This window comes from Streptomyces sp. NPDC052910 (assembly GCF_055585605.1).
Genome location: NZ_JBVJJR010000001.1, coordinates 652,379 through 674,250 on the forward strand (window position 1 = coordinate 652,379; position 21,872 = coordinate 674,250).

The window sequence follows — 21,872 nt, forward strand, 5'->3', positions numbered from 1 at the left end:
ATGAGGACGGCGGCAGGGAAGACGGCGGCGGGGAAGCGGGCGGCAGGGCTGAGAGGCCGGGGGCGTACGCCCCTGGCGCTCGGCGTACCCGCCGGGCTCGCGGTGGTGTTCCTGCTGGTGCCGCTGGCGGGAGTGCTCGCCCGGACGCCGTGGGGTTCGCTCCCGTCTCGCGTCGGGTCGCCCGAGGTCCGGCAGGCGCTGGCCCTCTCGCTGACGGTCTCCGGTTGGGCCCTGCTGCTCTCGCTCGTCCTCGGCGTACCGCTGGCCTGGCTGCTCGCCCGGGTCGACTTCCCGGGGAAGGCGCTGGTGCGCTGCCTGGTGATGCTGCCGATGGTGCTGCCGCCGACGGTTGCTGGGGTGGCTCTGCTCCAGGGGTACGGGCGCCGGGGCGTCGCCGGGCCGTGGCTGGAGGCGTGGTTCGGGGTCGCGCTGCCGTTCTCGACGGCGGGCGCGGTCGTCGCGTCGGCGTTCGTGGCGATGCCGTTCCTCGTCATCAGCCTGGAGGGCGCCCTCGCCGGCCTGCATCCGCGGTACGAGGAGACGGCCGTCTCGCTCGGCGCGGCACCGCTGCGGGTCTTCCGTACCGTCACCGTGCCCATGGTGGCCCCCGGCCTGCTCGCGGGGGCGGCGCTGTGCTGGGCGCGGGCCCTGGGCGAGTTCGGCGCGACGATCACGTTCGCCGGGAACCTGCCGGGCGAGACCCAGACCCTGCCGTTGCAGGTCTACCTGCTGCTCCAGGACGATCCCGAGGGTGCGACCGCCGTCTCGCTGCTGCTGCTCGCCATCGCGACGGCGGTGCTGCTCGCGTTGCGGGGGCGCTGGCTGGGGGGCGGAGCGGCGACGCGCCCGCGCCGGGAAGCACCCGTCGACGACACCCCTCCTGACGACACACCTCCTAAGGAGGCGACGGCCGCCGCCCCTCACCGTCCGGACCCTGCGGGCCCCCGTGCCGACGCCGGTGCCGGTGCCGCCCCGGTCGCGTACCCCCTGTACGCCCGCGTCACCGGCGCCACCCGTGCCGTCCTGGACGTGCCGCCCGGCACGACGGTGGCCGTCATCGGGCCCAACGGGGCCGGGAAGACCACGCTCCTGCGCGCCCTGCTCGGCCTCACCACACGCGCCACGGCGCACCCGCTCCGCCTCGGCGGCGGGGACCTGTCGACGGCGCCCGCGCACCGCCGGCGGATCGCCTGGGTGCCGCAGGACGGCGCCCTCTTCCCGCACCTCACCGCGCTCGCCAACACCGCGTACGGCCTGCGCGCCCAGGGGGTGCCCCGGGCCGAGGCCCGCCGCGAGGCGCGGGCCCGGCTGGACGAGCTCGGCATCGGCCGGCTGGCCCACCGCAGGCCGCACGAGCTGAGCGGCGGACAGGCCCAGCGCGTGGCCCTGGCGCGCGCCCTGGCGGCGCGCCCCCGGCTGCTGCTGATGGACGAGCCGCTGGCCGCGCTCGACCAGTCGGCCAAGGCGTCCGTACGGCAGACCCTGCGCCGCCGGCTCACCGGTTTCCGGGGCGTCTGCCTGCTGGTGACCCACGACCCGGTGGAGGCCGTGTCGCTCGCCGACCGGGTCCTCGTCCTGGAGGACGGCGAGGTCGTGCAGTACGCGGCACCTGACGAACTGGCCCGGTTCCCGCGTTCGCCGTGGGTCGCCCGGATGCTGGGGCACAACGCCTGGCCGGGCAAGGTCACCGCCGAGGGCAGGCTGCGGCTGGACGACGGCACCGAACTGACCGCCGCCGTCGCCCCGCCGCACGGTGTGACGGCGGCCCTGGCCGTGGCCGGCCCAGAGGCCGTCACGCTGTACGCCTCCCGCCCGGCGGGGGCCGGGCCGGGGAACGGGCCTGGAGGCGGTCGCGAGGGTGGTCCGGAGGGCGGTCCGGAGGGCGGCAACGTGTGGCCGGGCACGGTCCGGGAGGTCTCCGCGCAGGGCGGGCGGCTCCGCGTCCTGGTCGCGGGCGGCGCCGACGGGCCCGACGCGGTCGCCGAACTCCCGCCGGCGGCAGCCGCTGAGCTCCGCCCGGTGGAGGGCGCCCGGGTGTGGGTGGGGGTACGAGCGGCTGCGGTGACGTTCGTCCCGCTCTGAGGGGCGCGACAGCGACGGGCGGGCGGGCGGACGGGCGGACGGGCGGACGGGCGGACGGGCGGGCGGACGGACGGGCGGACGGGCGGACGGGCGGACGGGCGGGCGGACGGACGGGCGGGCGGACGGGCGGACGGGCGGACGGGCGGACGGGCGGACGGGCGGACGGGCGGACGGATACCGAACTCGAGCCGCGGCCCGTCGGTGACACCCGCGACCAGGACGCGGCGCCGCCCGACCCCCTCCCGTTCCCCCGCGACCCACCGGCGCACTCCAGCCCCTCCCTCACCCCCAAATCCTCACCGCCAGGACTCAGCCCCTTCCCGTACCCCTCCCCCATCCCGCCACGCACTCGTCCGTCCACGCGCCCCCGTTTCCACCCGTACGCCCCGCACTGCGCGCGCACTCCCGTCCGCCGCCCGGACGATGAACGCGTCCGTCCCTCCGACCCCGGGAGCAGCGGTGTCCAGACGCGTACGGGCCGGGTGCCTGCTCGCCGCCGGAATGCTGGCCGCCGCCGGGTGCACCGGCGGGGACAAGGGTGCCGTGGCGCAGGGTGCGCCCGGGTCGGCCACGCCGTCCCGCCCCTCCCTGGAGTGGAAGTCCTGCCCGGCGCCGAGCAGCAAGGAAGGCGTTCCGGCGCGGGCGCCGGGGGACGAGTGGGAGTGCGCGACCCTGCGCGTGCCCCTCGACCACGCGCACCCGGACGGCGACACCCTGGGGATCGCGCTGATCCGCGCGCGGGCCACGGACCCCGCCCACCGCATCGGCTCGCTGGTCTTCAACTTCGGCGGCCCGGGCGGCTCGGGCGTGGCCACCCTGCCGGCCTTCGCCGAGGACTACCGGGACCTGCGCCGGCGCTACGACCTGGTGAGTTTCGACCCGCGCGGCGTGGGACGCAGCGGCGGGGTGTCCTGCCTGGACGACAAGGAACTCGACGCGTACTACTCGGCCGGTTCGACGCCGCGCACCACCGACGAGCAGAAGGCACTGGTCGAACGGGTGGAGAAGTACGCGGAGGGGTGCCGGCGGCATTCGGCGAAGGTCCTCCCGTACGTGGGGACGGCCAACGCCGCGCGGGACATGGACCTGATGCGCCAGGCCCTGGGGGACGAGAAGCTCAACTACTTCGGCGTCTCGTACGGCACCGAACTGGGCGGTGTGTACGCCCACTTGTTCCCGAAGAAGGTGGGACGGGCCCTGTTCGACGCGGTCGTCGACCCCACGACCGACCCCGTGGAAAGCGCGCTCGCCCAGGCCCGGGGCTTCGAACTCGCCCTCGGCAACTACCTCACCGCGTGCACCGCGACGCACGACAACTGCCCGACGGAGAAGCAGATCGTGTCCCTCCTGGACCGGCTCGGCGAGCATCCGGTGCCCGGCGGCGAGGGACGGCGGCTCACCCAGTCGCTCGCGACCACCGGCATCGCCCAGTCGCTGTACTCCAAGGAGTTCTGGGACTACCTCACCGAGGGCCTGGAGGACGCCGAGAACGGTGACGGGAAGATCCTGATGGCCCTCGGCGACGCCATGAACGGCCGTGGCCAGGACGGGCATTACAGCTCCCTCCAGGCCTCGCTGACGGCGATCACCTGCGCGGACTTCTCCCAGCGGTACACGGCCGCCGAGATCGCCGAGCAGGTGCCCCGGTTCCGGAAGGCGTCCCCGGTGTTCGGCGCGTTCATGGCCTGGGGGCTGACCCAGTGCACCGGCTGGCCGGTGAAGGGCGAGTGGCGGACGCCCGACGTGAGCGCCGCCGGGTCGGCACCCGTCCTCGTGGTCGGCAACACCGGTGACCCGGCCACTCCTTACGAGGGAGCGCACAGGATGGCGCGAGCGCTGGGCGACGGAGTGGGCGTCGAGATGACGTACCGGGGGCAGGGCCACGGGGCCTACGACAGCGGCAATTCCTGTGTCAAGAAGGCCGTCGACGCCTACCTCCTTGACGGTACTGTGCCGGGGCGCGGCACGGTGTGCTCATAGCACGCATGGCAGATCACACCGTACGGCGAATTCCGCTCTCTCGAATGCCAGTGGCCCGCACTACCATCACCCGCACACGGGTCGCGGAGGCCCTGCGCCGAGGGGGCGGTACGGGCCGCCCGCACGGGCGGGCCGTTCACGGGCGAGAGGAGGGGGTGGCATGCGGGACGAGCCCTCGGGGCCGGGGCCTGGGCAGGCGCCGGATCCGGAGCCCGGCCGGCACGCGCGTCGGTTCACCGGCGCCCTGGCCGTCACGGCTTTACTGGCCGCGCTGGTGGCCCTCTGGCAGACGCAGTCCGCCCCGCTGGTCGGGCCGGACGGCACCCCGGTACCACCGACCCCGTCGACGCCGCGGCCCTCGGGCGAGGCGTCCGTGCCGGCGCGGGACGGTTTCGGGCCGGGGTTCGGACCCGGGTCCGAACGGCCGGTGCGCGCCATCCCGCCGGAGATCACGCCCCGCAGACCCTGACCGGAGGCGCGCCGCGCAGGCCCTGACCGGAGACCGCGCCGCGCCGACCCTGACGAGAGGCCCCGCCGCGCCGGCCCCGAGGCGCGCGGAGCGTGCGCGGCGCGCCCCTGAGACGCCCCCCGGAGCGCCCCTGGAACGCCCCTGAAGTCGGGGGTGTTCCACCCCGCGCCGTCCGGCCCCGGCCGTACAGTCGTGCCATGAGTCCATCACGGCCGAGGGCCCTCGCCCTCGCAGGAGCCGCCCTCGTGCTCGTCCTCGCCGCCGCCGGCTGCGGCGCCGGTGACGGGAGCGGGGACGGGCGCGGCGGCGACAGCGGGAAGGACGGGGCACGCCCCGGCTCCCCGAGCGGCTGGAAGCCCTGCGCCGCGCCCACGGCACTCCAGGGCGGCGGCAAGGCCCCCGGCAAGGGCTGGGAGTGCACGACCCTGCCCGTGCCGCTGGACTACGCGAAACCGGACGGCCCGACGATCGGCCTCGCCCTGATCCGGGCGCGGGCCACCGACACCGAGCACCGCCTCGGCTCGCTCGTCTTCAACTTCGGCGGCCCGGGCGGCTCCGGGGTGGCGACGCTCCCCGAGCTGGCCAAGAGCTACGCCGGGCTGCGCGCCCGGTACGACCTGGTGAGTTTCGACCCGCGCGGCGTCGGCGAGAGCGCGGGCGTCCGCTGCCTGGACGACCGTGAGCTGGACGCCGCCGAGGCGACGGACGCGACGCCCGACGACGCGGCCGAGCTCACCGCGGCCCTCGCCCTGAACAAGCGCTACGTCCAGGCCTGCGAGCGCAACGCGGGCAAGGTCCTCCCGCATGTCGGCACCACCGACGCCGCCCGCGACCTGGACCGGCTGCGCGCCGCCCTGGGCGACGACAAGCTGAACTACTTCGGCATCTCGTACGGGACGGAACTGGGCGGCGTCTACGCCCACTTGTTCCCCCAGCGCGTCGGGCGGGCCGTCCTCGACGCCGTCGTCGACCCCTCCCAGGACCCCGTCGAGGGAGCCCAGGCCCAGGCCAAGGGCTTCCAACTGGCCCTCGGCGACTACCTCAAGGACTGCGCCAAGGGCGCCGCGGCGAGCGTCTGCCCCACCCAGGAGAGCATCGCCGCCCTCCTGAAGCGCCTGGACGCCCATCCCCTGCCCACCGCGCAGAAGGGCCGCCCCCTCACCCAGGACCAGGCGGTGAACGGCATCGCCGCCGCCCTCTACTCCGAGGACACCTGGAAGTACCTCACCGCCGGCCTCCGCGAAGCCGGCACCAAGGGCACCGGCACCACTCTCCAGCTCCTCTCCGACTCCCTGGCGGGCCGCTCCCCTGACGGCCGCTACAGCAACCTCCAGGCCGCCAACCGCGCCATCACCTGCGCCGACGCCCAACAGCGCTATACCGCGGACGACGTCTCCGCCCGCCTCCCCGCCTTCCGTGCCGCCTCCCCGGTCTTCGGCGAGTCCGCCGCCTGGGCTCTCCTCCAGTGCACCGACTGGCCCGTCAAGGGCGCCTGGAAAACCCCGGACGTCCGCGCCGACGGCTCCGCTCCCATCGTCGTCATCGGCAACACCGGGGACCCCGCCACCCCCTACGAGGGCGCCCGCACCATGACCGAACGCCTCGGCAAGGGCGTCGGCGTCAACGTCACTTACCGCGGCGAGGGCCACGGCGCGTACAACAGCGGCAACGCCTGCATGACGCGCCTGGTCGACGGCTACCTGCTCGAGGGGAAGGTGCCGAAGGAGGGAACGACGTGCTCTTAGACACGGCTCTTGGGAAAGCGGGAAAGGACGACGACGTGTTCTCGGAAACCGACCGGCCCGCCGGCAAACCCGACCGGCCGCCGGCGGCAGCGGGGCGATGCTCCCGCACCGCGGTGGGCCTCACTCCGGATCCGGCAGGGCCAGGCACAGGGCCTCCAAGGCGCCCTCGAAGGCATGATCCGGCGGGGTGCCGTACCCGATGACGAGGCCGTCACGTGGCGGCATGCCGCTGTCGGGATGGCGGTAGGGAGCGAGGCCGGCGAGGGCGAGGCCCTGGCGGGACGCCGCCCGTACCGCGGCCGGCTCGGTGCCCGGCGGAAGGTCGAGGACGGCGTGCAGCCCGGCGGCGATACCGCCGACCCCGATGTGAGGGGCCCGTGCCCGCAGGGCGGCGACGAGCCGGTCGCGTCGCCGCCGGTACTTCAGCCGCATCCGGCGCAGGTGCCGGTCGTAGGCGCCACAGGTGACGAAGTCGGCGAGGGTGAGCTGGTCCGTGACTCCGGTCCACAGCTCGCGGGTGCCCTTGGCCGCGAGGATGTCGTCCACCAGATGGTCCGGCACCGCCATCCAGCCGATGCGGAGCGCGGGCGAAAGGCTCTTGCCGGCCGACCCCACGTAGACGACGCGGTCCGGGTCCAGGCCCTGCACGGCGCCGACCGGTTGACGGTCGTAGCGGAACTCGCCGTCGTAGTCGTCCTCGATCACCAGCCCCCCGTGCGCCCGCGCCCAGTCGACCACGGCGGCTCTGCGCGCGGGATGCAGCGGTCCCCCCGTCGGGAACTGGTGGGCGGGGGTGAGCAGGACCGCCCGCGCGCCCGTCGCCGGCAGCTCGTCGATCACGGCCCCCCGTCCGTCCACGGTCAGCGGGACGGTCGGCCGCCCGGCTTCGGCCAGCAGCGACCGGTGGAAGTCCAGTCCGTACGACTCGACCGCCACCTCACCCTGGAGGACGCGGCCGAGCAGGCTCAGGGCGTGGGCGAATCCCGCGCAGATGACGATCCGGTGGGGTGCGGTACGCACGCCGCGGGCCCTGGCCAGGTACTCCGTGAGCGCGACGCGCAGTTCGAGGCGGCCTTGCGGATCGCCGACGCCGAACGCGTCGTTGGGCGCCGCGTTCAGCGCGCGCCGTGCCGAGGTCTGCCAGGCCGCCCGGGGAAACGCGGCGGCGTCCGGTGAGGTCGGCATCAGGTCGTAGGCGGGGCGCCGGGCCCGCGGGACCGAGGGCCGCGAGCGGTCCGGCGGCAACGGCGTGCTGCGCCGGGCGACGTACGTGCCCGACCCCTGGCGGGCCGTGAGCCAGCCCTCCGCGACCAGTTCGCCGTAAGCCTCCCCGACGGTGTTGAGGGCGATGCCGAGGTCCCTCGCGAGGCTTCGGTAGGGAGGCAGGCGAGCGCCGGGGGCCAGACGGCCGGAGCCGACGGCGTCACGGAGGGCGCGCATCACCTGCTCGCGCAGGGTGCCCTCTCCGGGAAGTTCCAGATGAAAGTCGGCCCCCGCCCCCGATTCGGGCGCTGCCGCCCCAGGTCCGTGCGCTGCCGCCCCCGATTCGGGCGCTGCCGGTGACTCGACGGCATTGCCCCAAAGATTCGCCATGAAAATGCACCATACCGGTGGTCTAATCGGCTTCTAGTGTCCCTGACATGACCCCAGTAACGATTCCCCAGCGCATGAACTTCGGCACCGTCGCCCCCAAGGTCTACAAAGCCGTCCTCGCCCTGGACGCCGCCGCCCGCCAGGGCCTCGACCCGGTGCTGCTCGAACTCGTCCAGATCCGCGCCTCACAGATCAACCGATGCGCGTACTGCATCGAGTACCACACAGGCGACGCCCGCAAGGCGGGCGAGAGCGAGAACCGCATCTACCAGCTCGACGGCTGGGAGGAGTCCAGCCTCTACACGGCCCGGGAGCGCGCCGCCCTCGCCCTGACCGAGGCGATCACCCGGCTGCCCGACGGGGTGCCGGACGCCGTGTACGACGAGGCCGCCCGGCACTTCGAGGAACAGGAACTTGCGCAGCTCATCGCGCTCGTCTTCACGGTCAACGTCTGGAACCGGATGAACGTCACCACCCGCAAGACCCCCGGAACCGCATAACCCCCTCCGCCGGACGACAGCCCATCCCGCTCCCGCCCCCGAAAGGACGGCCGGCGCCGTCATGACCTCCGAGCTGCTCCCGGTGGGCCCGCTCACCCCGGTCGGCGGGGGCCAGGAAGGTCCGTGGGCACGGCCGGGCTCATGGCGGCCTCCCAGAGCTGCCACCGCGGCCTCCACACCCCTGGTCACGGTCGCCACCGGCCATTCCGACCGCCGTCTGGTACCGGCCCGGCCCGGCGGCTTGGCGGTCAAGCCGCCGGCCCCACGGACATGCCGTGGACCGACCGCGGCCTCACGCTTCACGCTCCGCGGGACGAGCTCGTGACCGCGGGACGATCACCGACCGGACAGCGCCGAAGCGCCGGTCGCACCGGGGGGCGACAGCAAGTGACGTCACGCTGCCCGGCGTCGAAGCCGGTCGAGGCGACAACTCAACCCACGCCGGCATCTCGCGCCCGAAGGCGTCGTATCCGGCCCGGGACGAGCCGGAGCACGTCGGTGCCGAGCAGCAGGCGCGTCGGCAGCCGGTCGGCTGCCACGCTGCGCAGCACCGACGCCGCGCCTTGTCCCAGTAGCCCGGTTGGCTCCCACCGGCCTGGATGCACCAGGTGAGTACGGGCTCGAACAGCTCGTCGCAGTCGGCAATCGCACGAGGTGCGCGGATCAGTGAGCGGCTGGCCAGCCGGTCCGGAAGCTGCGCGGCGCGACAACAGTGACGTGGATGCCGAAATCGGCGACCTCCTTGCCAAGCGTTCCGAGGACGCCCTCCCGCGCTGCGGCTACTGGCCGTGTGGGTACGGCAACCCGAGCAGCCCGAGACCTCGCTCGGGCGGCGCGCGGATCGCTAGACATCCACCGGGCCACACGAACGGTCGGCCATAGCGGCTGCGAACTCGCTTAGGAGCGCCGATCGTTATGGCAGCCGTGATCCGGACAGGTTCGACGGCGGGGGTTTGTCGCGTGTGCAGAGTGCCCAAGATGCGGAGATGAGCAGCTGGGGGGATCTGGCGGCCCAAACTGTCAGTGCACTCATGGGAACGTTGGCCGGCGGAGCCATCTCGGTGCATGTTGCCCGCTGGCAAACCTCGAAGACCATTGAGGCCCAAGCTGCGCTTGCCGCCTCACAAGAAGCTGCAGCCAGCGCGTTGGCACGTCGGCAATGGACGCAGCAGCGCTCCGCCGAAGCTGCACAACGGCTCCTCGACCGGCTCGCAGAGCTGTACGCGTGGCTGCCGTCGCTTCCGGACATTGCCCTGGACGAGCCTCAGTTGAGCCCACAAGCTCGTGAACGTTGCATAGCGGCACTCGGTTCGGTTCGGCAAGGCATGCGAACCGACCTTCTCTCCATAAGCAACGATCGCGTTCGCATGCGATATAGGACCCTTGTGCGGCTGGGCTTCGATGTCGCATGGCGCGGCGTCGGCCAGAGCAACCGAGAGCGCCAAATTCGCGACGTGCGCGGATACCTACGCTATGTCCAGTTCACCCTTGAGGCCGTGATCGACGACAGCCCCATACCCGATGATTGTGAGGCTCCCGTTCTCGACCGGAGCGACAGCGCTCCTTGGCTGCCTCCGACGGTGCCCTGGCACTGGCAGGACCCGGCAGACGGCAGTTGAAGACCGGTTATTCGGGGCCGCACGCTCGTAAGTTTCCGCTCGGCCGAAAGCCCGCCCGTGAGAACTCCACGGGGCCGTCTCATGACCGTCAAGGACATCCGACATCGACCGACAACAGCGGAAGCCCACGGCACCCGACCGGCCAGGGTCGCGGGCTTCGTCCGCCTCGTCGACGTCAGCGGCGGCCGCGCTCAGTACACCGGCTTGTGCGGCTCCACCTGGTTGACCCAGCCGATGACGCCGCCGCCCACGTGGACCGCGTCCGCGAAGCCCGCGGACTTCAGGACGGCGAGGACTTCCGCGGAGCGGACACCCGTCTTGCAGTGCAAGACGATGCGCTTGTTCTGGGGGAGGTCCTGGAGGGCGGTGCCCATGAGGAACTCGTTCTTGGGGACCAGACGGGCGCCGGGGATGGAGACGATCTCGTACTCGTTGGGCTCGCGGACGTCGATGATGTCGATGTCCTCGCCGTCGTCGATCCACTCCTTGAGCTGCTTGGGAGTGATCGTGGAGCCGGCGGCGGCCTCCTGGGCCTCCTCCGAGACGACGCCGCAGAACGCCTCGTAGTCGATGAGCTCGGTGACCGTGGGGTTCTCGCCGCAGACCGCGCAGTCGGGGTCCTTGCGGACCTTGACCTGGCGGTACGACATCTCCAGGGCGTCGTAGATCATCAGGCGGCCGACGAGCGGCTCGCCGATCCCGGCCAGCAGCTTGATCGCCTCGGTGACCTGGATGGAGCCGATCGACGCGCAGAGCACGCCGAGGACGCCGCCCTCGGCGCAGGAGGGGACCATGCCGGGCGGCGGGGGCTCGGGGTAGAGGCAGCGGTAGCAGGGGCCGTGCTCGCTCCAGAAGACGGACGCCTGGCCGTCGAAGCGGTAGATCGAGCCCCAGACGTACGGCTTGCCGAGCAGCACGCACGCGTCGTTGACCAGGTAGCGCGTGGCGAAGTTGTCGGTGCCGTCGACGATCAGGTCGTACTGGGAGAAGATCTCCTTGACGTTCTCCGCCTCCAGGCGCTCCTGGTGGAGGACGACGTTCACGTACGGGTTGATGCCGAGCACCGAGTCGCGCGCGGACTCCGCCTTGGAACGGCCGATGTCGGACTGGCTGTGGATGATCTGCCGTTGCAGGTTCGACTCGTCGACCTCGTCGAACTCCACGATGCCCAGCGTGCCCACGCCGGCGGCGGCCAGGTACATCAGGGCGGGCGAGCCGAGGCCGCCGGCGCCCACGCAGAGCACCTTGGCGTTCTTCAGGCGCTTCTGCCCGTCCATCCCGACGTCCGGGATGATCAGGTGGCGCGAGTACCGACGGACCTCGTCGACGGTGAGCTCGGAAGCCGGCTCGACCAGGGGTGGCAGCGACACGGGGTCTCCAGGGTCATCCCCACGCGGGCGGGGAACGTAGAGGCAGCGTTCTGTACTTCCTCTGCAACCCTGCCACGCCCCGCCTCATTCCGAGACACCCGGTCCGATGTTCGAGATGAACTCGTCCCAGTACCCGGGCATCGACTCCCAGGGGTCGAGTCCGTCGCGGTCGGTGCGGTCGGTCATGTAGACCGTGCCGGCGCCCTGCCGGCGGGTGATGAGGAGCGCTTCCTCCAGGTGGGCGCGGGGGACGCTGTGCACGAGGTGGCAGAACCGGCCGGGCGGGTGGTCGGCCGTCCAGTCGGCGGGACGCGACCAGCGGTAGCGGTTCCACGGGCCGGTGAAGGTGACCAACTGGTCGGCGAGCGCCGCGTATCCCGCGACCGGGTGGCTGCCGTGGAGGAGTACGAGGTACGCCCGGTCGTGGAGGGTGCGCAGCGCCCCGGTGACCCGCCGGACGTCGGCGAGCGCGCCGGTGTCGGCGGGACAGCGGGCCACCGCGAAGCCGTCCACCTTGTACCAGTTGAGGAAGCGCTGGGCGTCGGAGAGCAGTTCGCCGAACGGCCGCGCGCCGAACCCCGCGTCGAGGTGGCCGAGGACGCGGACGCCCGCCTCGCGCAGCGGCGCCGCCGCGGCCGTGCAGTACGGGTCGGGGCGGGTGCCGGGGCCGCCGGAGGCGCTGCCGAGCACCGTCCACTCCAGCGGGAGGCCCGCCCGGCACAGCCGGCCCCACTCCACGGGCGCCACGAGCGGGTGGGCGAACCCGGGGACGCCGAGCCGCAGCGGCGTCTTGGCCGCGGGCAGCGGGCGGCGGTTGCCGGACGAGATCAGATACGACACGCGGCCTCCATCCAGATGTCGGCCAGCGACTCCTCCAGCCCGATCCGGGGCCGCCAGCCGAGCCGGTCGCGGGCGGTACGGACGTCGGCCTGCTGCCAGGCGCCGCAGCCGTCCGGGTACGGGTAGACGGGGGTGGCGCCCAGGTGGGGATCGTCGAGCTCGTGCAGGGCGCCCCCGAAGCCGGCCACGCGGGCGAGCAGCGAGGCGGCCTCGCGCAGCCGGGTGGCCCGGCCGGTGCCGATGTTGACGGCGCCCTGGGCGGCGGAGAGAGAGGCGGCGTGCACGGCGCGCGCGATGTCGCGGACGTCCACGAAGTCGCGCTGGACGCCGAGGCCGGTGAGTTTAAGCTCGTTGTCGCCGTTCTGCATGGCCCGCCGCATGGCCTCGGCGAGCCGGCCCAGCGGGGAACCGGCCGGGGTGCCCGGACCGACGGGCGAGAAGACGCGCAGCACGATCGCGTCCAGACCGGAGCCTAGGACGAGTTCGGTGGCAGCGAGCTTGCTGACGCCGTACGGGCCGCCGGGGCGCGGCACCGCGTCCTCGGCGGTGGACGAGCCGGGCTGCGAGGGCCCGTACTCCGAGGAGCAGCCCACCTGAACCAGGCGTGCCCCGCAGCCGCTGCGCCGCAGCGACTCGCAGACCGTGGCGACGGCCACGGTGTTGTGCCGGGTCAGGTCGCGGGCGCCGCCGCGGGTGGCGCCCGCGCAGTTGATGACGACGCCGGGGTGGACGGCGTTGAGGAACCGCGTGAGCGCGCCCGGGCTGCCGGTGGCCAGGTCGAAGCGGACGTCGGCGTCGTCGCCCCGGCCGAGCGCGGTGAGCTGCACGGCGGGGTCGGCGAGCAGGCGGTCGGCGACGAAGCGGCCGAGGTAGCCGTTGGCGCCGAGCAACAGGACCCTCATCGGTCTCCTCCTCGCGCTCGCCCGGGGCGGCCGGTGACGGCGCAGTCGCCGGGATTCCCGGGGTTCCCGGGATTCCCAGAGTTCCTGGGGTCTCCGTGGGGCGGGCTGGTGGGACTGGTCGAGCCGGTCAAGTGGATCAGGTGGGTCAGGTGGGTCAGGTGGGTCAGGTGGGTCAGGTGGGTCAGGTGGGTCAAGTGGGTCAGGCCGGCGGGGAAGGTCGGGCTGATGAGGCCAGTGGGATCAACGGTCATGGTGGGTGCTCCTCTGACGGGAGTGTGCGGGGGGCTCGACCCCGCCGGGACGAAGGGGACGGGGGGACCTGAGGGAGGGGCGGGGCCTGAGGGGGTGACGGGAACTGAGGGCGGGGTCGGCGAGGGTGGTCGCGGAGGGGATCGCCGGGTCGCAGGGGTCTGCCGGGATGAAGGGGCGTGCTTGATCCGCCGGGGATTCTGGGCCGGGTGCGCTGACCGGGCCGGCCGGGCCGGTTGTGCCAGTCGGGTCGGTCGGGCCCGCCGGGGCTTTCGGCCCACAGAGCGCAGCCGGGCTTGCCTGGTCTGCCGGGTCCGCGGAACCGGGTGAGGGCGGAAGGCCGGAAGGAGCGGTGCGGCCGGTCGCCTCGGGGCAGCCGAATGCGGTCGTGGAGTCGGATGCGCTCGTGGAGTCGGATGCGTCGGCGACGCCGGGCGAGCCCGGCCCGCCGGCGGAGCCCGCGCGAGCGGGGGGACCAGCGAGGGCGGACGAACCCGCGCGGCCCGCCGGTTCAACGACACCGGACGGACCCCCGCGACCGGGACCATCACTGAACTCCGACGAACCGGGCGCGCCCGGCGAATTCGCGTGCGCAGGCCGACCGACGAGACCAAGCGAACCCGCGTGGCCGACTCGTTTCACGAGCCCGAACGAACCTCCACCACCGGGCACACCTCCACGCCCCGACGAACCGAGCACGCCGGGCGAGCTCGGACGAACAGGACCGTCACCAGAGCCGGACGAAGCCACGTGACCCGCCGCTTCGACGGCGCCGGACGAATTCTCGCGACCGGACGGACCGACGTACCCAGGTGCCCCCGCGCGATCGATCGGATCACCGGCGTGGGACGAACCGGGGAAGCCTGACGGCCGCACACGACCGAACGGTTCGACGAGACTTGGCAAGCCGGACAGGTCGGACGGCGCGCCGGGCTTGAACGGGTCGCCGGACGAGTCGCCGACCTCGTACGAGTCGCCAGCCTCATACGGGTCGCCGGGCCCCGACGGCCCAACACGACCCGATAGACCGACAGAACCGACAAGACGGGCAGGTCCGTCGGGCCCGACAGGGCCGACAGGGCCGACAGGGCCGACAGGGCCGACAGGGCCGACAGGGCCGACAGGCCCTACAGGACTGACAGGCCCAATCACCCGTTCCCGCCCACCCCGCGCGCCGCCCCCGCCCCGTCCGGCCAGTCCGTGGACGGCCGCGTGCGGCAGGGTGGCGAGGGCGCGGACGGTCAGGGCGAGGGCCGCTCCGGTGCAGGCTGCCAGGCCGAGGGTGGCGGGGCCGAGGATGGCGGGGCCGACGACGTCGGGCAGCCTGGTGACCGGCCAGGCCAGGGCGGCGCATCCGGGCAGCCGGGAGGCGAGCAGCGCGGCCGGTGGCAGCGCCTCGACGGCACAGGCGGCGAGGAGGGCCGTGGTGGCGGGCCAGGCCAGGCCGTGGGCGGCGCACAGCCGGTCGAGGAAGAGCAGGAAGCCCAGGACCAGCACGGCGAGGGCGGCGGGCGATGTGGGATGCCCGAGCCCGGGAAGGGCGGACCGGGCCGTCCAGACGGACAGGAAGAGGGCGCCGAGCAGGACGACGAGGAGGGCCAGCAGGGCACACCTGACCCGGACGCGGTACGCCGGCAGCGAGCGGGCGGCGGTCAGTCGCCGTCGGGCGTACCCGGCGAAGGCGTGCGCACACCACGCGGCGGGCGCGACGGCGCAGGCCAGCCCCAGGGCGGTGGGTGCCGCAGCGAAGGCGAGGGACCGGGGGTCGGTCCGTCCGTGCGCGTGCCCGTGCGCCAGCACGGCGAACAGCCGGTCCCCGACGCAGCCGTAGGCGAGCAACCAGGCCCAGGCCAGTGCCACGGCGACGGTCCGGCGGCTCCGGCCCGGGCGGGCGGCACACCGGCCGTGGGCATCGTCGGAGGAGGAGCAACGGGAACAGGAGAGGGAACAGGGAAGGGGGCGGCAGGAGGAGGCCGACGGACGGCAGCCGGCACCCGGAGCGGAGGCGGCTCCCTGGACTCCCGTTCTCCGCGCGGCTCCTGAGGCACCGACGGCACCGACGGCCCGAAGGCCGGACCCGTGCGGAAGCCGGGCGTCCGGGGAGTCGCCGCTCACGCCCGCGCCGAGCGTGAGCGCCCCCTTCATACCGCCGGACGCACCGGCCGCACCGGACGGCGTCCCGTACCGCCGCCAGTCCCGGCTCCGGAACTCCGGCCACTCGACGTCGCCGGGTGCCACCCACCGCCCGCCTCCGCCCGGCCCCTCGGCGTCGGACCCGGCGGACCCGGCGGACCGGCCGGCCCCACGCCTCCGATCCGCCACGCCCGTCGCACCCGCCGCGCCCGTCCCCGCAGTGTGGCCGCCGTCCCCGGCGCCACCCCCCGCCCGGGCGAAAAGCTCCTCGGCGAGCGAGAAGACGTCCCGGTGCCCGCAGGCCGCCGCCGCGCGGTCGGTGACACCCCGTTCCTCCAGCCGTGCGGCGAGTTCGAGAGGGTCGACGGCGTCGGCGCAGACCGCGTGGTGGCGGATCAGGAAGGGGCGGACCGGGTCGGGGGCCGGCCCGGGGCGGCCCGGGGCGGCGGGTATGCCGACGGCCGGTGCGGGGCCCGCCGGGACGGCCGGGGCGGGGACGGCGGCCGGGGCCGCGGCGCGCGTCACCGGCGGCCCGCCCAGGACGGCGAGGCGGGGCGGGCGGACCAGGCGAGGCCGCGGGAGCGTCCGGCTGTGGCGAGGGGGGCCGCGTCGCGCGGGGCGGCGGCGAGGTCCTGCCGGGCCGGGGAGCTCGACAGCAGTTCCAGGTAGATGCCGCCGAAGGTGGCGATGTTCTGTTCCACGGTGAAGAGTTCCAGGGCGCGGGCCCGGGCGGCGGCGCCGAGCCGGTCCGCGCGGGCGGGGTCGTCGAGCAGCGTGAGGCAGGCCTCGGCGAGGGCGTGCGGGTCGTGCGCGGGCACCAGCAGCCCGGTGCCGCCGACGACTTCGCGGGCCGTCGCGGTGTCGGCGACGACGGTGGCCCGACCGCAGAACATGGCCTCCGCGAGCGGGACCGGGAAGCCGTCGCCGGGGGCGCCGACGACGATGACGTCCGCGTCGGCGTAGTCCTCCGGCCCGCAGACGGCGACCCGGGAGACGCCCTCGGGCAGCGGCCCGCCCTCCGGGACGCCGGTGACCCGCAGCCGCACGTCCGGCCGGGTCAGGGTGAGGACGGTGGTCGCCTCCCAGAGCCAGGGTTCGGGCGGGCCGCCCGCGAGGAGCAGCACCGGCCCGTCGCCGCGCCGCCCGGGGCGCGCCTGGGCGACGGCCTCGTACAGGCTCGCGTCCACCCCCGGCGGAACGGTGCGCAGCCGGCCGCGGTCGGCGCCGCAGCGCTCCTGCCAGCGGCGCACCTGCGCGTCGCCGGGGGTGATCAGCGAGGCGTGGGCGTACGTCTCGCCGGCCAGCAGCCGGTGGAAGGCGGACAGCAGGGCGCGGACGGGCACGGACAGGCCTGCCGGCTCGGTCAGGTAGTGCTCGCGCAGCCTGACGCCGTACTCGGTGACGAGCAGGGGGGTGCCGAAGTAGCGCCGGGCGAGCAGTCCGGGCAGGGCGGCCGGGCCGGCGGAGGCGGCGTGGCACAGGTCCACACCGGCCAGGCCGAGGTCGCCGTCCGGGGTGCCGTACCAGTCGAGGGAGAGCGGGCGCAGGGCCCGTTCCAGGAGGCCGGCGACGACGAGGAGGTCGGCGACGCGGACTCCCTGCGCGCCGGGGTGGGCGTCGGGGGCGCGGCAGGCCGTCTCCAAGGCGCGCAGGGCGAGTTCCGAGCGGAGCGCGGCGACGAGACCGCCCTCGTCGCGGGCGAGGCCGGCGAGTCCGTAGAGCCCCTCGGCGAAACGGTACGCCTGATCGCCGGGGGTGGTGAGGGCCGCGGCCAGGTCGCCGAAGTGGCCGCTGAACCGCTGGCGTTCGCGCCGGCCGTACGCGCCGTGGGCGCGCCCGGCCCCGCCGGGCGCCGGTCCGCCCCACAGCGGGGCGGCTCTGATCCGGCGGACGTTGCCGGGCAGCGCGTACCAGCCGCCGTCCTCCTGGCGGGCGCTCCGGCTCAGCGCGTACACCTCGAACTCGTGCCGTGGCAGCCCGCGTACGAGCCGGTCGCACCATTCCCCGCCCTCACCAGCGGCGTACGGGTAACCACCCTCGGTCAGCAGTCCCACGCGCACGAGCGCACCCCCGATCCCTCAGTCGTCCGGCAGCCGGGAGCACGCTATGGCGGCGCGGCGGTGGTGCGGCGGACGGTTGTCCGTCGCACCACCGGAAGGGGTGAACGGGCGTGACCTTCCTCTTTGGGGTGCGTTATAGGCGCTTGCCCGGGTCCCGCCGATTCGCGCCCGCCGGCGCGGGGGCGGGCGTACGGGCGCGTGTCCGCGTGAGCGTGAGCGGAGCCGCGCCCCTGCTCCGCCCCTTCCCGTTCCTCGCGGGAGCCGCGCCCCCGCGCGCCCCGCCCCGTCGCGGCCGCGCCGCTCGGCTTCACACGCCGGCCGGGCCGACTCGGACCGTCCCGGACCACTGGACGCTCCGGCCCGCCGACAGACGGAAGCCCCCAAAAGAAAGCGCCACCCCGGAAAGCGCACCAGAGTCAGCTCACCAGCAGTGCCATCCCCCAGGGCCGCCCGGTCCACCGTGTCTCCGTCGGCGTACGCGTCCAGGGCCAGGGCCACGCCCGACGCCCCGGTGAGGAAGCCCGGGGCGTCGGCGCCGCCCGGGGTCTCCGTCAGTGTCGTGCGGAATCAGTGTCGTGCGGAATCCGAAGCGCGCACCGGGGTCGAAGTGGGCCAGGGTGCGGGCCGCGATCTCCTCGCGGACGCGGGGCAGCCGTTCGTCGGCGACGTGGTGGGCCGGCAGCCCCGACAGGTGGAGCAGTCCCGCCCAGCCGTGGCACAGCCCGGGATCGTCCACTCCCCAGGTGTCCGGATCGGTGGTGAGCAGGGGCAGGAGCGAGCGGTGGACGACGCCGTGCCAGTCGGGGCGGTCGAAGGCGAGGGCCGCCAGTCGGACCGCCCTGGAGACGCCGGGGGCGCCGTAGCACCAGGACGGCCGCGACCGGGGCACCCGCGGGCTTCCCGGGCCGGCCGCCCAGTCGGCGAGGGTGATGTAACCGGGCCGGCGGAGCCCGGTGCCGTCCTCGGCGGACCAGCGGACGAGGGGTGCGACGAGACGTTCGGCTGCCTCGCGCCGGCCGTCGACGGTGATGCCCTCCCGCCGGGCGAGGGACAGCAGCGCCAGCGGCGCCGGCGATGCCGTGGGACAGGCCCAGGTTGAGGTGTCCGTCGGGGAGTTCGGCCTCCTGCCCGAACTTAGGCGCCGCCGAGGTCCACCAGCGGGGCAGGCGGTGTCCCGCGTGCCGGATCTCGCCGTGGGCGAGCCGCGTCAAGTACGCGAGGACACGGCGGAGTTCGGGTTCGCAAGTGTCGCGGCGGGCCGGCAGATACCGCCCGATCCCGGTCATGCCTCTGACCGTCTCGAATACGCCGTTGGTGTCGACCGGGCCCGTCCCGACGGCCGGCAGGCGCTCGCGCACCAGACGGCGGTGGAAGTCGTCCAGCCCTTCCAGGGCCGCGCGGTAACCCCCCGTCGTCCGGTGGGCGATCAGCAGGGAGAAGGCCACCGGCCCCGCGCCGGTGAAGTCACCCGGGGCTTTCCGGGCGGCCCGCCGAACGGTCCGCCGCGTCAGCCCGGGAACGGCCAGGCGTTCGGCTTGCAGGTCACGCCGTCCGTCGTCAGGAACTTCGTCTGCTGCATCATCACCGGCGCCAGGGCCCCCGACTTGCCGCAGGACTCGTGGTTGTGGCCGAGCCGGTGGCCGACCTCGTGGTTGATGAGCATCTGCCGGTACTCGTACATCCGGTCGCCGTAGGTCTCGGCGCCCTGCGCCCACCGGTAGGCGTTGATCATCACGCGGTCGGTGGCGGCGGAGTCGCAGGAGACGTTGTCCACGGTGATGTCCAGGTCCGACTTGGCGCACCACTTGGCGGTGGTCGCCGGACTGGCCAGGGTCACCACGAAGTCCGCGTGGCCCGAGGAGACCCGCTCGAAGGTGCGGACGCCGCCGTGGCCCCAACTGCGCTCGTCGTTGAGCGTCCGGTGCACGGCGGTGGCGAAGAGCCCGCCGTCAAGCGGCAGCCCCTTCTCGACGTCAACGCGGTAACGCAGAACTTCACCCTTACCGGGGGCTTTGTCGTGCCCTCCGACGGTCATGAATTCACCCGAGGCCGGCATCCGCTGGTCCAGGGGGTACTTCTTCGCCATCTTCTGCTCGTACGTCACCGGCGCCGCGGGAGCGCGGGGCGTCGGGCGGCTGTCGGACCGCGAGGCGGCGGCGCCCGCGCCGTTGCGCGCGTCCGGGGTCCGCGCCTGCGCCCGGCTTTCCGTGCCGTCCTCGACCTGCCCCGCCACGACCACGGCCAGTACGGCCGTCACCATCGCCGCCGCCACCCCGGTGACGGCACGGCCTCTGCCGCCCGTGGCCCGGTGGGTGCCGCCGCCGGGCGCGTCCCCGCGCCCGCCGCCCGCCCGGCGCGGCTCCGGCACCCGCCCCGTCGACGGCCGCGGGCCGGCGGACCGGGCGGGCCGGGACGGTCCCGACCGGCCGCCCTGCCGTCCGATGACGCCCCAGCCGATGGCCGGGCCACGCGGCGCGGACCGCACGACGGGATCCGGCGGGCCGGGCGGTCGGTCGTCCTCCGTGAGGAGGGGCCGCTCGGCGGTCCGGACGGTCTCCCGGGCACCGGGGACCTCCGGCGCCTCCTCCGTACGCCCCCGAGGAGCCTGGGGGGCACGTGCGCTGTGTTTACCCACGGGGCGTGGCGCTCCGTTCCGACGTCGTGACGGTGTCCGCGAGGAGTTCGCGGAAGGCACGGGCCACCGCGTCCGGATCCTCCATCATCGCCACATGGCCGGTGCCCAGCAGCGTCAGCAGCCGCGAGTCGCGGAACGCCCCGCTCGCCCGGCGGGCCATGCGGTACGAGACGAGCTGGTCGCGCGTTCCGTACACCAGCAGGGTAGGGGCAAGCACGCGTTCCGCCTGACGCCACAGCGAATGCTGCCCGCCGAGGGTGTACGCGTCGACCACGCCACGCGCGGAGCGGGCCATCACGTCCCAGAAGTAGGGGAGCTCCAGCCGGCGCTCGTATTCCTCGACGGCGAGGGCGAACCCCTCCGGGGTCACCCGCCCGGGGTCGCCGTAGCAGAGGGCGAGCAGCTCCCGCGTCCGGCGTTCGGGCGTCCAGTCCTTCGTCAGCCGGGCGAAGAGGGCCGCGGCGCCCGGCACCGCGAGCATCCCGGTGGGCAGCGCGGTGCGCTGCGGACGCAGTTCCGGCAGGGCGGGCGAGACGAGCGTGAGGCTGCGGACGAGGTCGGGCCGGACGGCGGCGACGCGGGTGACGATCGCACCGCCCAGCGAGTTGCCGAACAGGTGCACGGGACCGCGGCCGCGCACGTCGAGATAGCGGATGACCACCCGGGCGCAGGCGGTGACGGAGTGGTCGCCGTCGTCGGGCGGCGGCGAGTCCCCGAAGCCGGGGAGGTCCACCGCCTCCCCGTCGACGTCGTCCGCCAGCCGGGCCATCAGCGGGGTCCAGTTCCGCGAGGAGCCGCCGAGGCCGTGCACGAAGAGGGCGGGTGGCGGAGCCGGTCCGTCCGAGGCGGCCGGCGGCCGGGAGCGCACCGTCAGCGTCGCTCCGGGCAGGGTCACCATGCGCACCCGCTCCCCCGCGCCGGACTGCGGCGGGAGGGGCGTGGGCGGTACCACGGGAACGGCGGGGGCACCCAGTGCCACCGGCGACTCGGTCTCCGACATGCGGGCAATGTTACGAGAGCATCACGCCGGAATCGTCTGTGGCAGCCGTCACAGATCGCCTGGCGGCGCGCAGCCGCGTCTCCTACGCTCGGAGGAAGGGCCCCGAGGGCGGCCCCGGCGGCCTCCTGGGCGGCCGGACCGCGGAGGACTCGCGACGGCTCCCATGGGAAGGAGTTCCGGTACGCCGGCGAAGGCCGGACCGGGCGGACCGCCCGGAGGACGAGGACGAAGGAGACCTTCCGCATGCCTGTCGACCCGACCGACCCGGACACCTTCGAGGACTTCGACGACACCGAGGAGGCGGCGGTGACCGAGTTCGACGTCGAGGCCCCGGAGGCGGACGCCGCCGAGCAGCACGCCGACGTCGCCCCGACACGCGACGAACCGCTGACCGTGATCGACCCGGGCGCGGCGAACGAGGCGGACCGCGCCGAGCAGGCCCGCGTCGTGGAGCTGGACGAGGACGACTACCGGTGAGCCCGGCCCCGGCCGCGCGGACCCCCGAGGCGGTCCCGCGCGGCGGCGGCCGAACGGGGAGACGGCCGTTCCTCGACGGCACAACGCGGGATTTGTCGGGTTTTTGTGGGCTTCCCACAGCGTCCGTCAGGTGAAATTCTCCCCTGCGGCCACGCACGGCGCGGTTACCCAAAAGTACGATGGCGGGCGCGGTGCACACCGTGCAGGAACAATCATGG

Annotated in this window: 15 protein-coding genes and 1 pseudogene; 7 read left to right on the forward strand and 9 right to left on the reverse strand. The window is 74.4% G+C overall.

Annotated features, from left to right (window positions below; genetic code table 11):
- The 4 genes from ACZ6X9_RS02775 to ACZ6X9_RS02790 all read left to right on the forward strand — a co-directional run bounded on the left by ACZ6X9_RS02775 (position 1) and on the right by ACZ6X9_RS02790 (position 6,276).
- Positions 1-2,082 carry an ABC transporter permease gene (locus tag ACZ6X9_RS02775; protein ID WP_469776099.1) on the forward strand — a complete coding sequence of 694 codons (2,082 nt, stop codon included), beginning with the start codon at positions 1-3 and terminating at the stop codon, positions 2,080-2,082.
- 423 nt (positions 2,083-2,505) lie between these two features.
- Positions 2,506-4,062 carry an alpha/beta hydrolase gene (locus tag ACZ6X9_RS02780; RefSeq protein WP_469776100.1) on the forward strand — a complete coding sequence of 519 codons (1,557 nt, stop codon included), beginning with the start codon at positions 2,506-2,508 and terminating at the stop codon, positions 4,060-4,062.
- A gap of 160 nt (positions 4,063-4,222) precedes the next feature.
- On the forward strand, positions 4,223-4,531 hold the full coding sequence (locus tag ACZ6X9_RS02785; protein WP_469776101.1) for a hypothetical protein: 309 nt from the start codon (positions 4,223-4,225) through the stop codon (positions 4,529-4,531).
- Positions 4,532-4,728: 197 nt separating this feature from the next.
- Positions 4,729-6,276 carry an alpha/beta hydrolase gene (locus tag ACZ6X9_RS02790; protein ID WP_469776102.1) on the forward strand — a complete coding sequence of 516 codons (1,548 nt, stop codon included), beginning with the start codon at positions 4,729-4,731 and terminating at the stop codon, positions 6,274-6,276.
- 120 nt (positions 6,277-6,396) lie between these two features.
- On the opposite strand, the gene pdxR is transcribed toward ACZ6X9_RS02790, so the two are convergent.
- Positions 6,397-7,869, reverse strand: coding sequence for a MocR-like pyridoxine biosynthesis transcription factor PdxR (pdxR, locus tag ACZ6X9_RS02795; protein WP_469776103.1), 1,473 nt, complete (start codon positions 7,867-7,869; stop codon positions 6,397-6,399).
- A gap of 74 nt (positions 7,870-7,943) precedes the next feature.
- Here pdxR and ACZ6X9_RS02800 point away from each other — a divergent pair, with 74 nt between their 5' ends.
- The gene (locus tag ACZ6X9_RS02800; RefSeq protein ID WP_469776630.1) at positions 7,944-8,369 is read left to right on the forward strand and encodes a carboxymuconolactone decarboxylase family protein; all 426 of its coding nucleotides are present in this window, start codon (positions 7,944-7,946) and stop codon (positions 8,367-8,369) included.
- 986 nt (positions 8,370-9,355) lie between these two features.
- Positions 9,356-9,988, forward strand: coding sequence for a hypothetical protein (locus ACZ6X9_RS02805; protein WP_469776104.1), 633 nt, complete (start codon positions 9,356-9,358; stop codon positions 9,986-9,988).
- A gap of 191 nt (positions 9,989-10,179) precedes the next feature.
- Here the strand turns inward: ACZ6X9_RS02805 and moeZ are convergent, their stop codons facing one another.
- The 8 genes and pseudogenes from moeZ to ACZ6X9_RS02845 form a co-directional block, all read right to left on the reverse strand.
- The gene (gene moeZ, locus ACZ6X9_RS02810; protein WP_469776105.1) at positions 10,180-11,358 is read right to left on the reverse strand and encodes an adenylyltransferase/sulfurtransferase MoeZ; all 1,179 of its coding nucleotides are present in this window, start codon (positions 11,356-11,358) and stop codon (positions 10,180-10,182) included.
- Between the two features lie 84 nt (positions 11,359-11,442).
- Positions 11,443-12,198 carry a spherulation-specific family 4 protein gene (locus tag ACZ6X9_RS02815; protein WP_469776106.1) on the reverse strand — a complete coding sequence of 252 codons (756 nt, stop codon included), beginning with the start codon at positions 12,196-12,198 and terminating at the stop codon, positions 11,443-11,445.
- Positions 12,186-13,100 (reverse strand): NAD-dependent epimerase/dehydratase family protein, encoded by a 915-nt coding sequence (locus ACZ6X9_RS02820; protein ID WP_004937390.1) that lies wholly within the window; start codon positions 13,098-13,100, stop codon positions 12,186-12,188. The genes ACZ6X9_RS02815 and ACZ6X9_RS02820 overlap by 13 nt, the downstream gene beginning before the upstream one ends.
- A 2,903-nt stretch (positions 13,101-16,003) precedes the next feature.
- Positions 16,004-17,536: a DUF3492 domain-containing protein gene (locus ACZ6X9_RS02825; protein ID WP_469776107.1), complete on the reverse strand. Its 1,533-nt coding sequence runs from the start codon at positions 17,534-17,536 to the stop codon at positions 16,004-16,006.
- 427 nt (positions 17,537-17,963) lie between these two features.
- A complete protein-coding gene (locus tag ACZ6X9_RS02830; protein ID WP_469776631.1) occupies positions 17,964-18,605 on the reverse strand; it encodes a lanthionine synthetase LanC family protein in 642 nt (213 codons plus the stop codon).
- A gap of 58 nt (positions 18,606-18,663) precedes the next feature.
- Positions 18,664-18,987, reverse strand: a pseudogene (locus tag ACZ6X9_RS02835) (hypothetical protein); the annotation flags it as partial.
- A 62-nt stretch (positions 18,988-19,049) separates the two neighbouring features.
- Positions 19,050-20,177: a DUF3152 domain-containing protein gene (locus tag ACZ6X9_RS02840; RefSeq protein ID WP_469776108.1), complete on the reverse strand. Its 1,128-nt coding sequence runs from the start codon at positions 20,175-20,177 to the stop codon at positions 19,050-19,052.
- Entirely contained in the window at positions 20,170-21,177 is a 1,008-nt protein-coding gene (locus ACZ6X9_RS02845) for an alpha/beta fold hydrolase (RefSeq protein ID WP_469776109.1), read from the reverse strand. The genes ACZ6X9_RS02840 and ACZ6X9_RS02845 overlap by 8 nt, the downstream gene beginning before the upstream one ends.
- A gap of 243 nt (positions 21,178-21,420) precedes the next feature.
- Here ACZ6X9_RS02845 and ACZ6X9_RS02850 point away from each other — a divergent pair, with 243 nt between their 5' ends.
- Complete coding sequence (locus tag ACZ6X9_RS02850; protein WP_469776110.1) at positions 21,421-21,654, forward strand: hypothetical protein; 234 nt, start codon at positions 21,421-21,423, stop codon at positions 21,652-21,654.
- Positions 21,655-21,872: the final 218 nt, after the last annotated feature.

Bases quoted from the DNA above. Each gene is read 5' to 3' on its own strand.
- ACZ6X9_RS02820 (WP_004937390.1), bottom strand. From the start codon at position 13,100: ATGAGGGTCCTGTTGCTCGGCGCCAACGGCTACCTCGGCCGCTTCGTC.
- ACZ6X9_RS02790 (WP_469776102.1), top strand. From the start codon at position 4,729: ATGAGTCCATCACGGCCGAGGGCCCTCGCCCTCGCAGGAGCCGCCCTC.
- ACZ6X9_RS02850 (WP_469776110.1), top strand. From the start codon at position 21,421: ATGCCTGTCGACCCGACCGACCCGGACACCTTCGAGGACTTCGACGAC.
- ACZ6X9_RS02800 (WP_469776630.1), top strand. From the start codon at position 7,944: ATGAACTTCGGCACCGTCGCCCCCAAGGTCTACAAAGCCGTCCTCGCC.
- ACZ6X9_RS02785 (WP_469776101.1), top strand. From the start codon at position 4,223: ATGCGGGACGAGCCCTCGGGGCCGGGGCCTGGGCAGGCGCCGGATCCG.
- pdxR (WP_469776103.1), bottom strand. From the start codon at position 7,869: ATGGCGAATCTTTGGGGCAATGCCGTCGAGTCACCGGCAGCGCCCGAA.
- ACZ6X9_RS02845 (WP_469776109.1), bottom strand. From the start codon at position 21,177: ATGTCGGAGACCGAGTCGCCGGTGGCACTGGGTGCCCCCGCCGTTCCC.
- ACZ6X9_RS02805 (WP_469776104.1), top strand. From the start codon at position 9,356: ATGAGCAGCTGGGGGGATCTGGCGGCCCAAACTGTCAGTGCACTCATG.
- ACZ6X9_RS02775 (WP_469776099.1), top strand. From the start codon at position 1: ATGAGGACGGCGGCAGGGAAGACGGCGGCGGGGAAGCGGGCGGCAGGG.
- ACZ6X9_RS02780 (WP_469776100.1), top strand. From the start codon at position 2,506: ATGAACGCGTCCGTCCCTCCGACCCCGGGAGCAGCGGTGTCCAGACGC.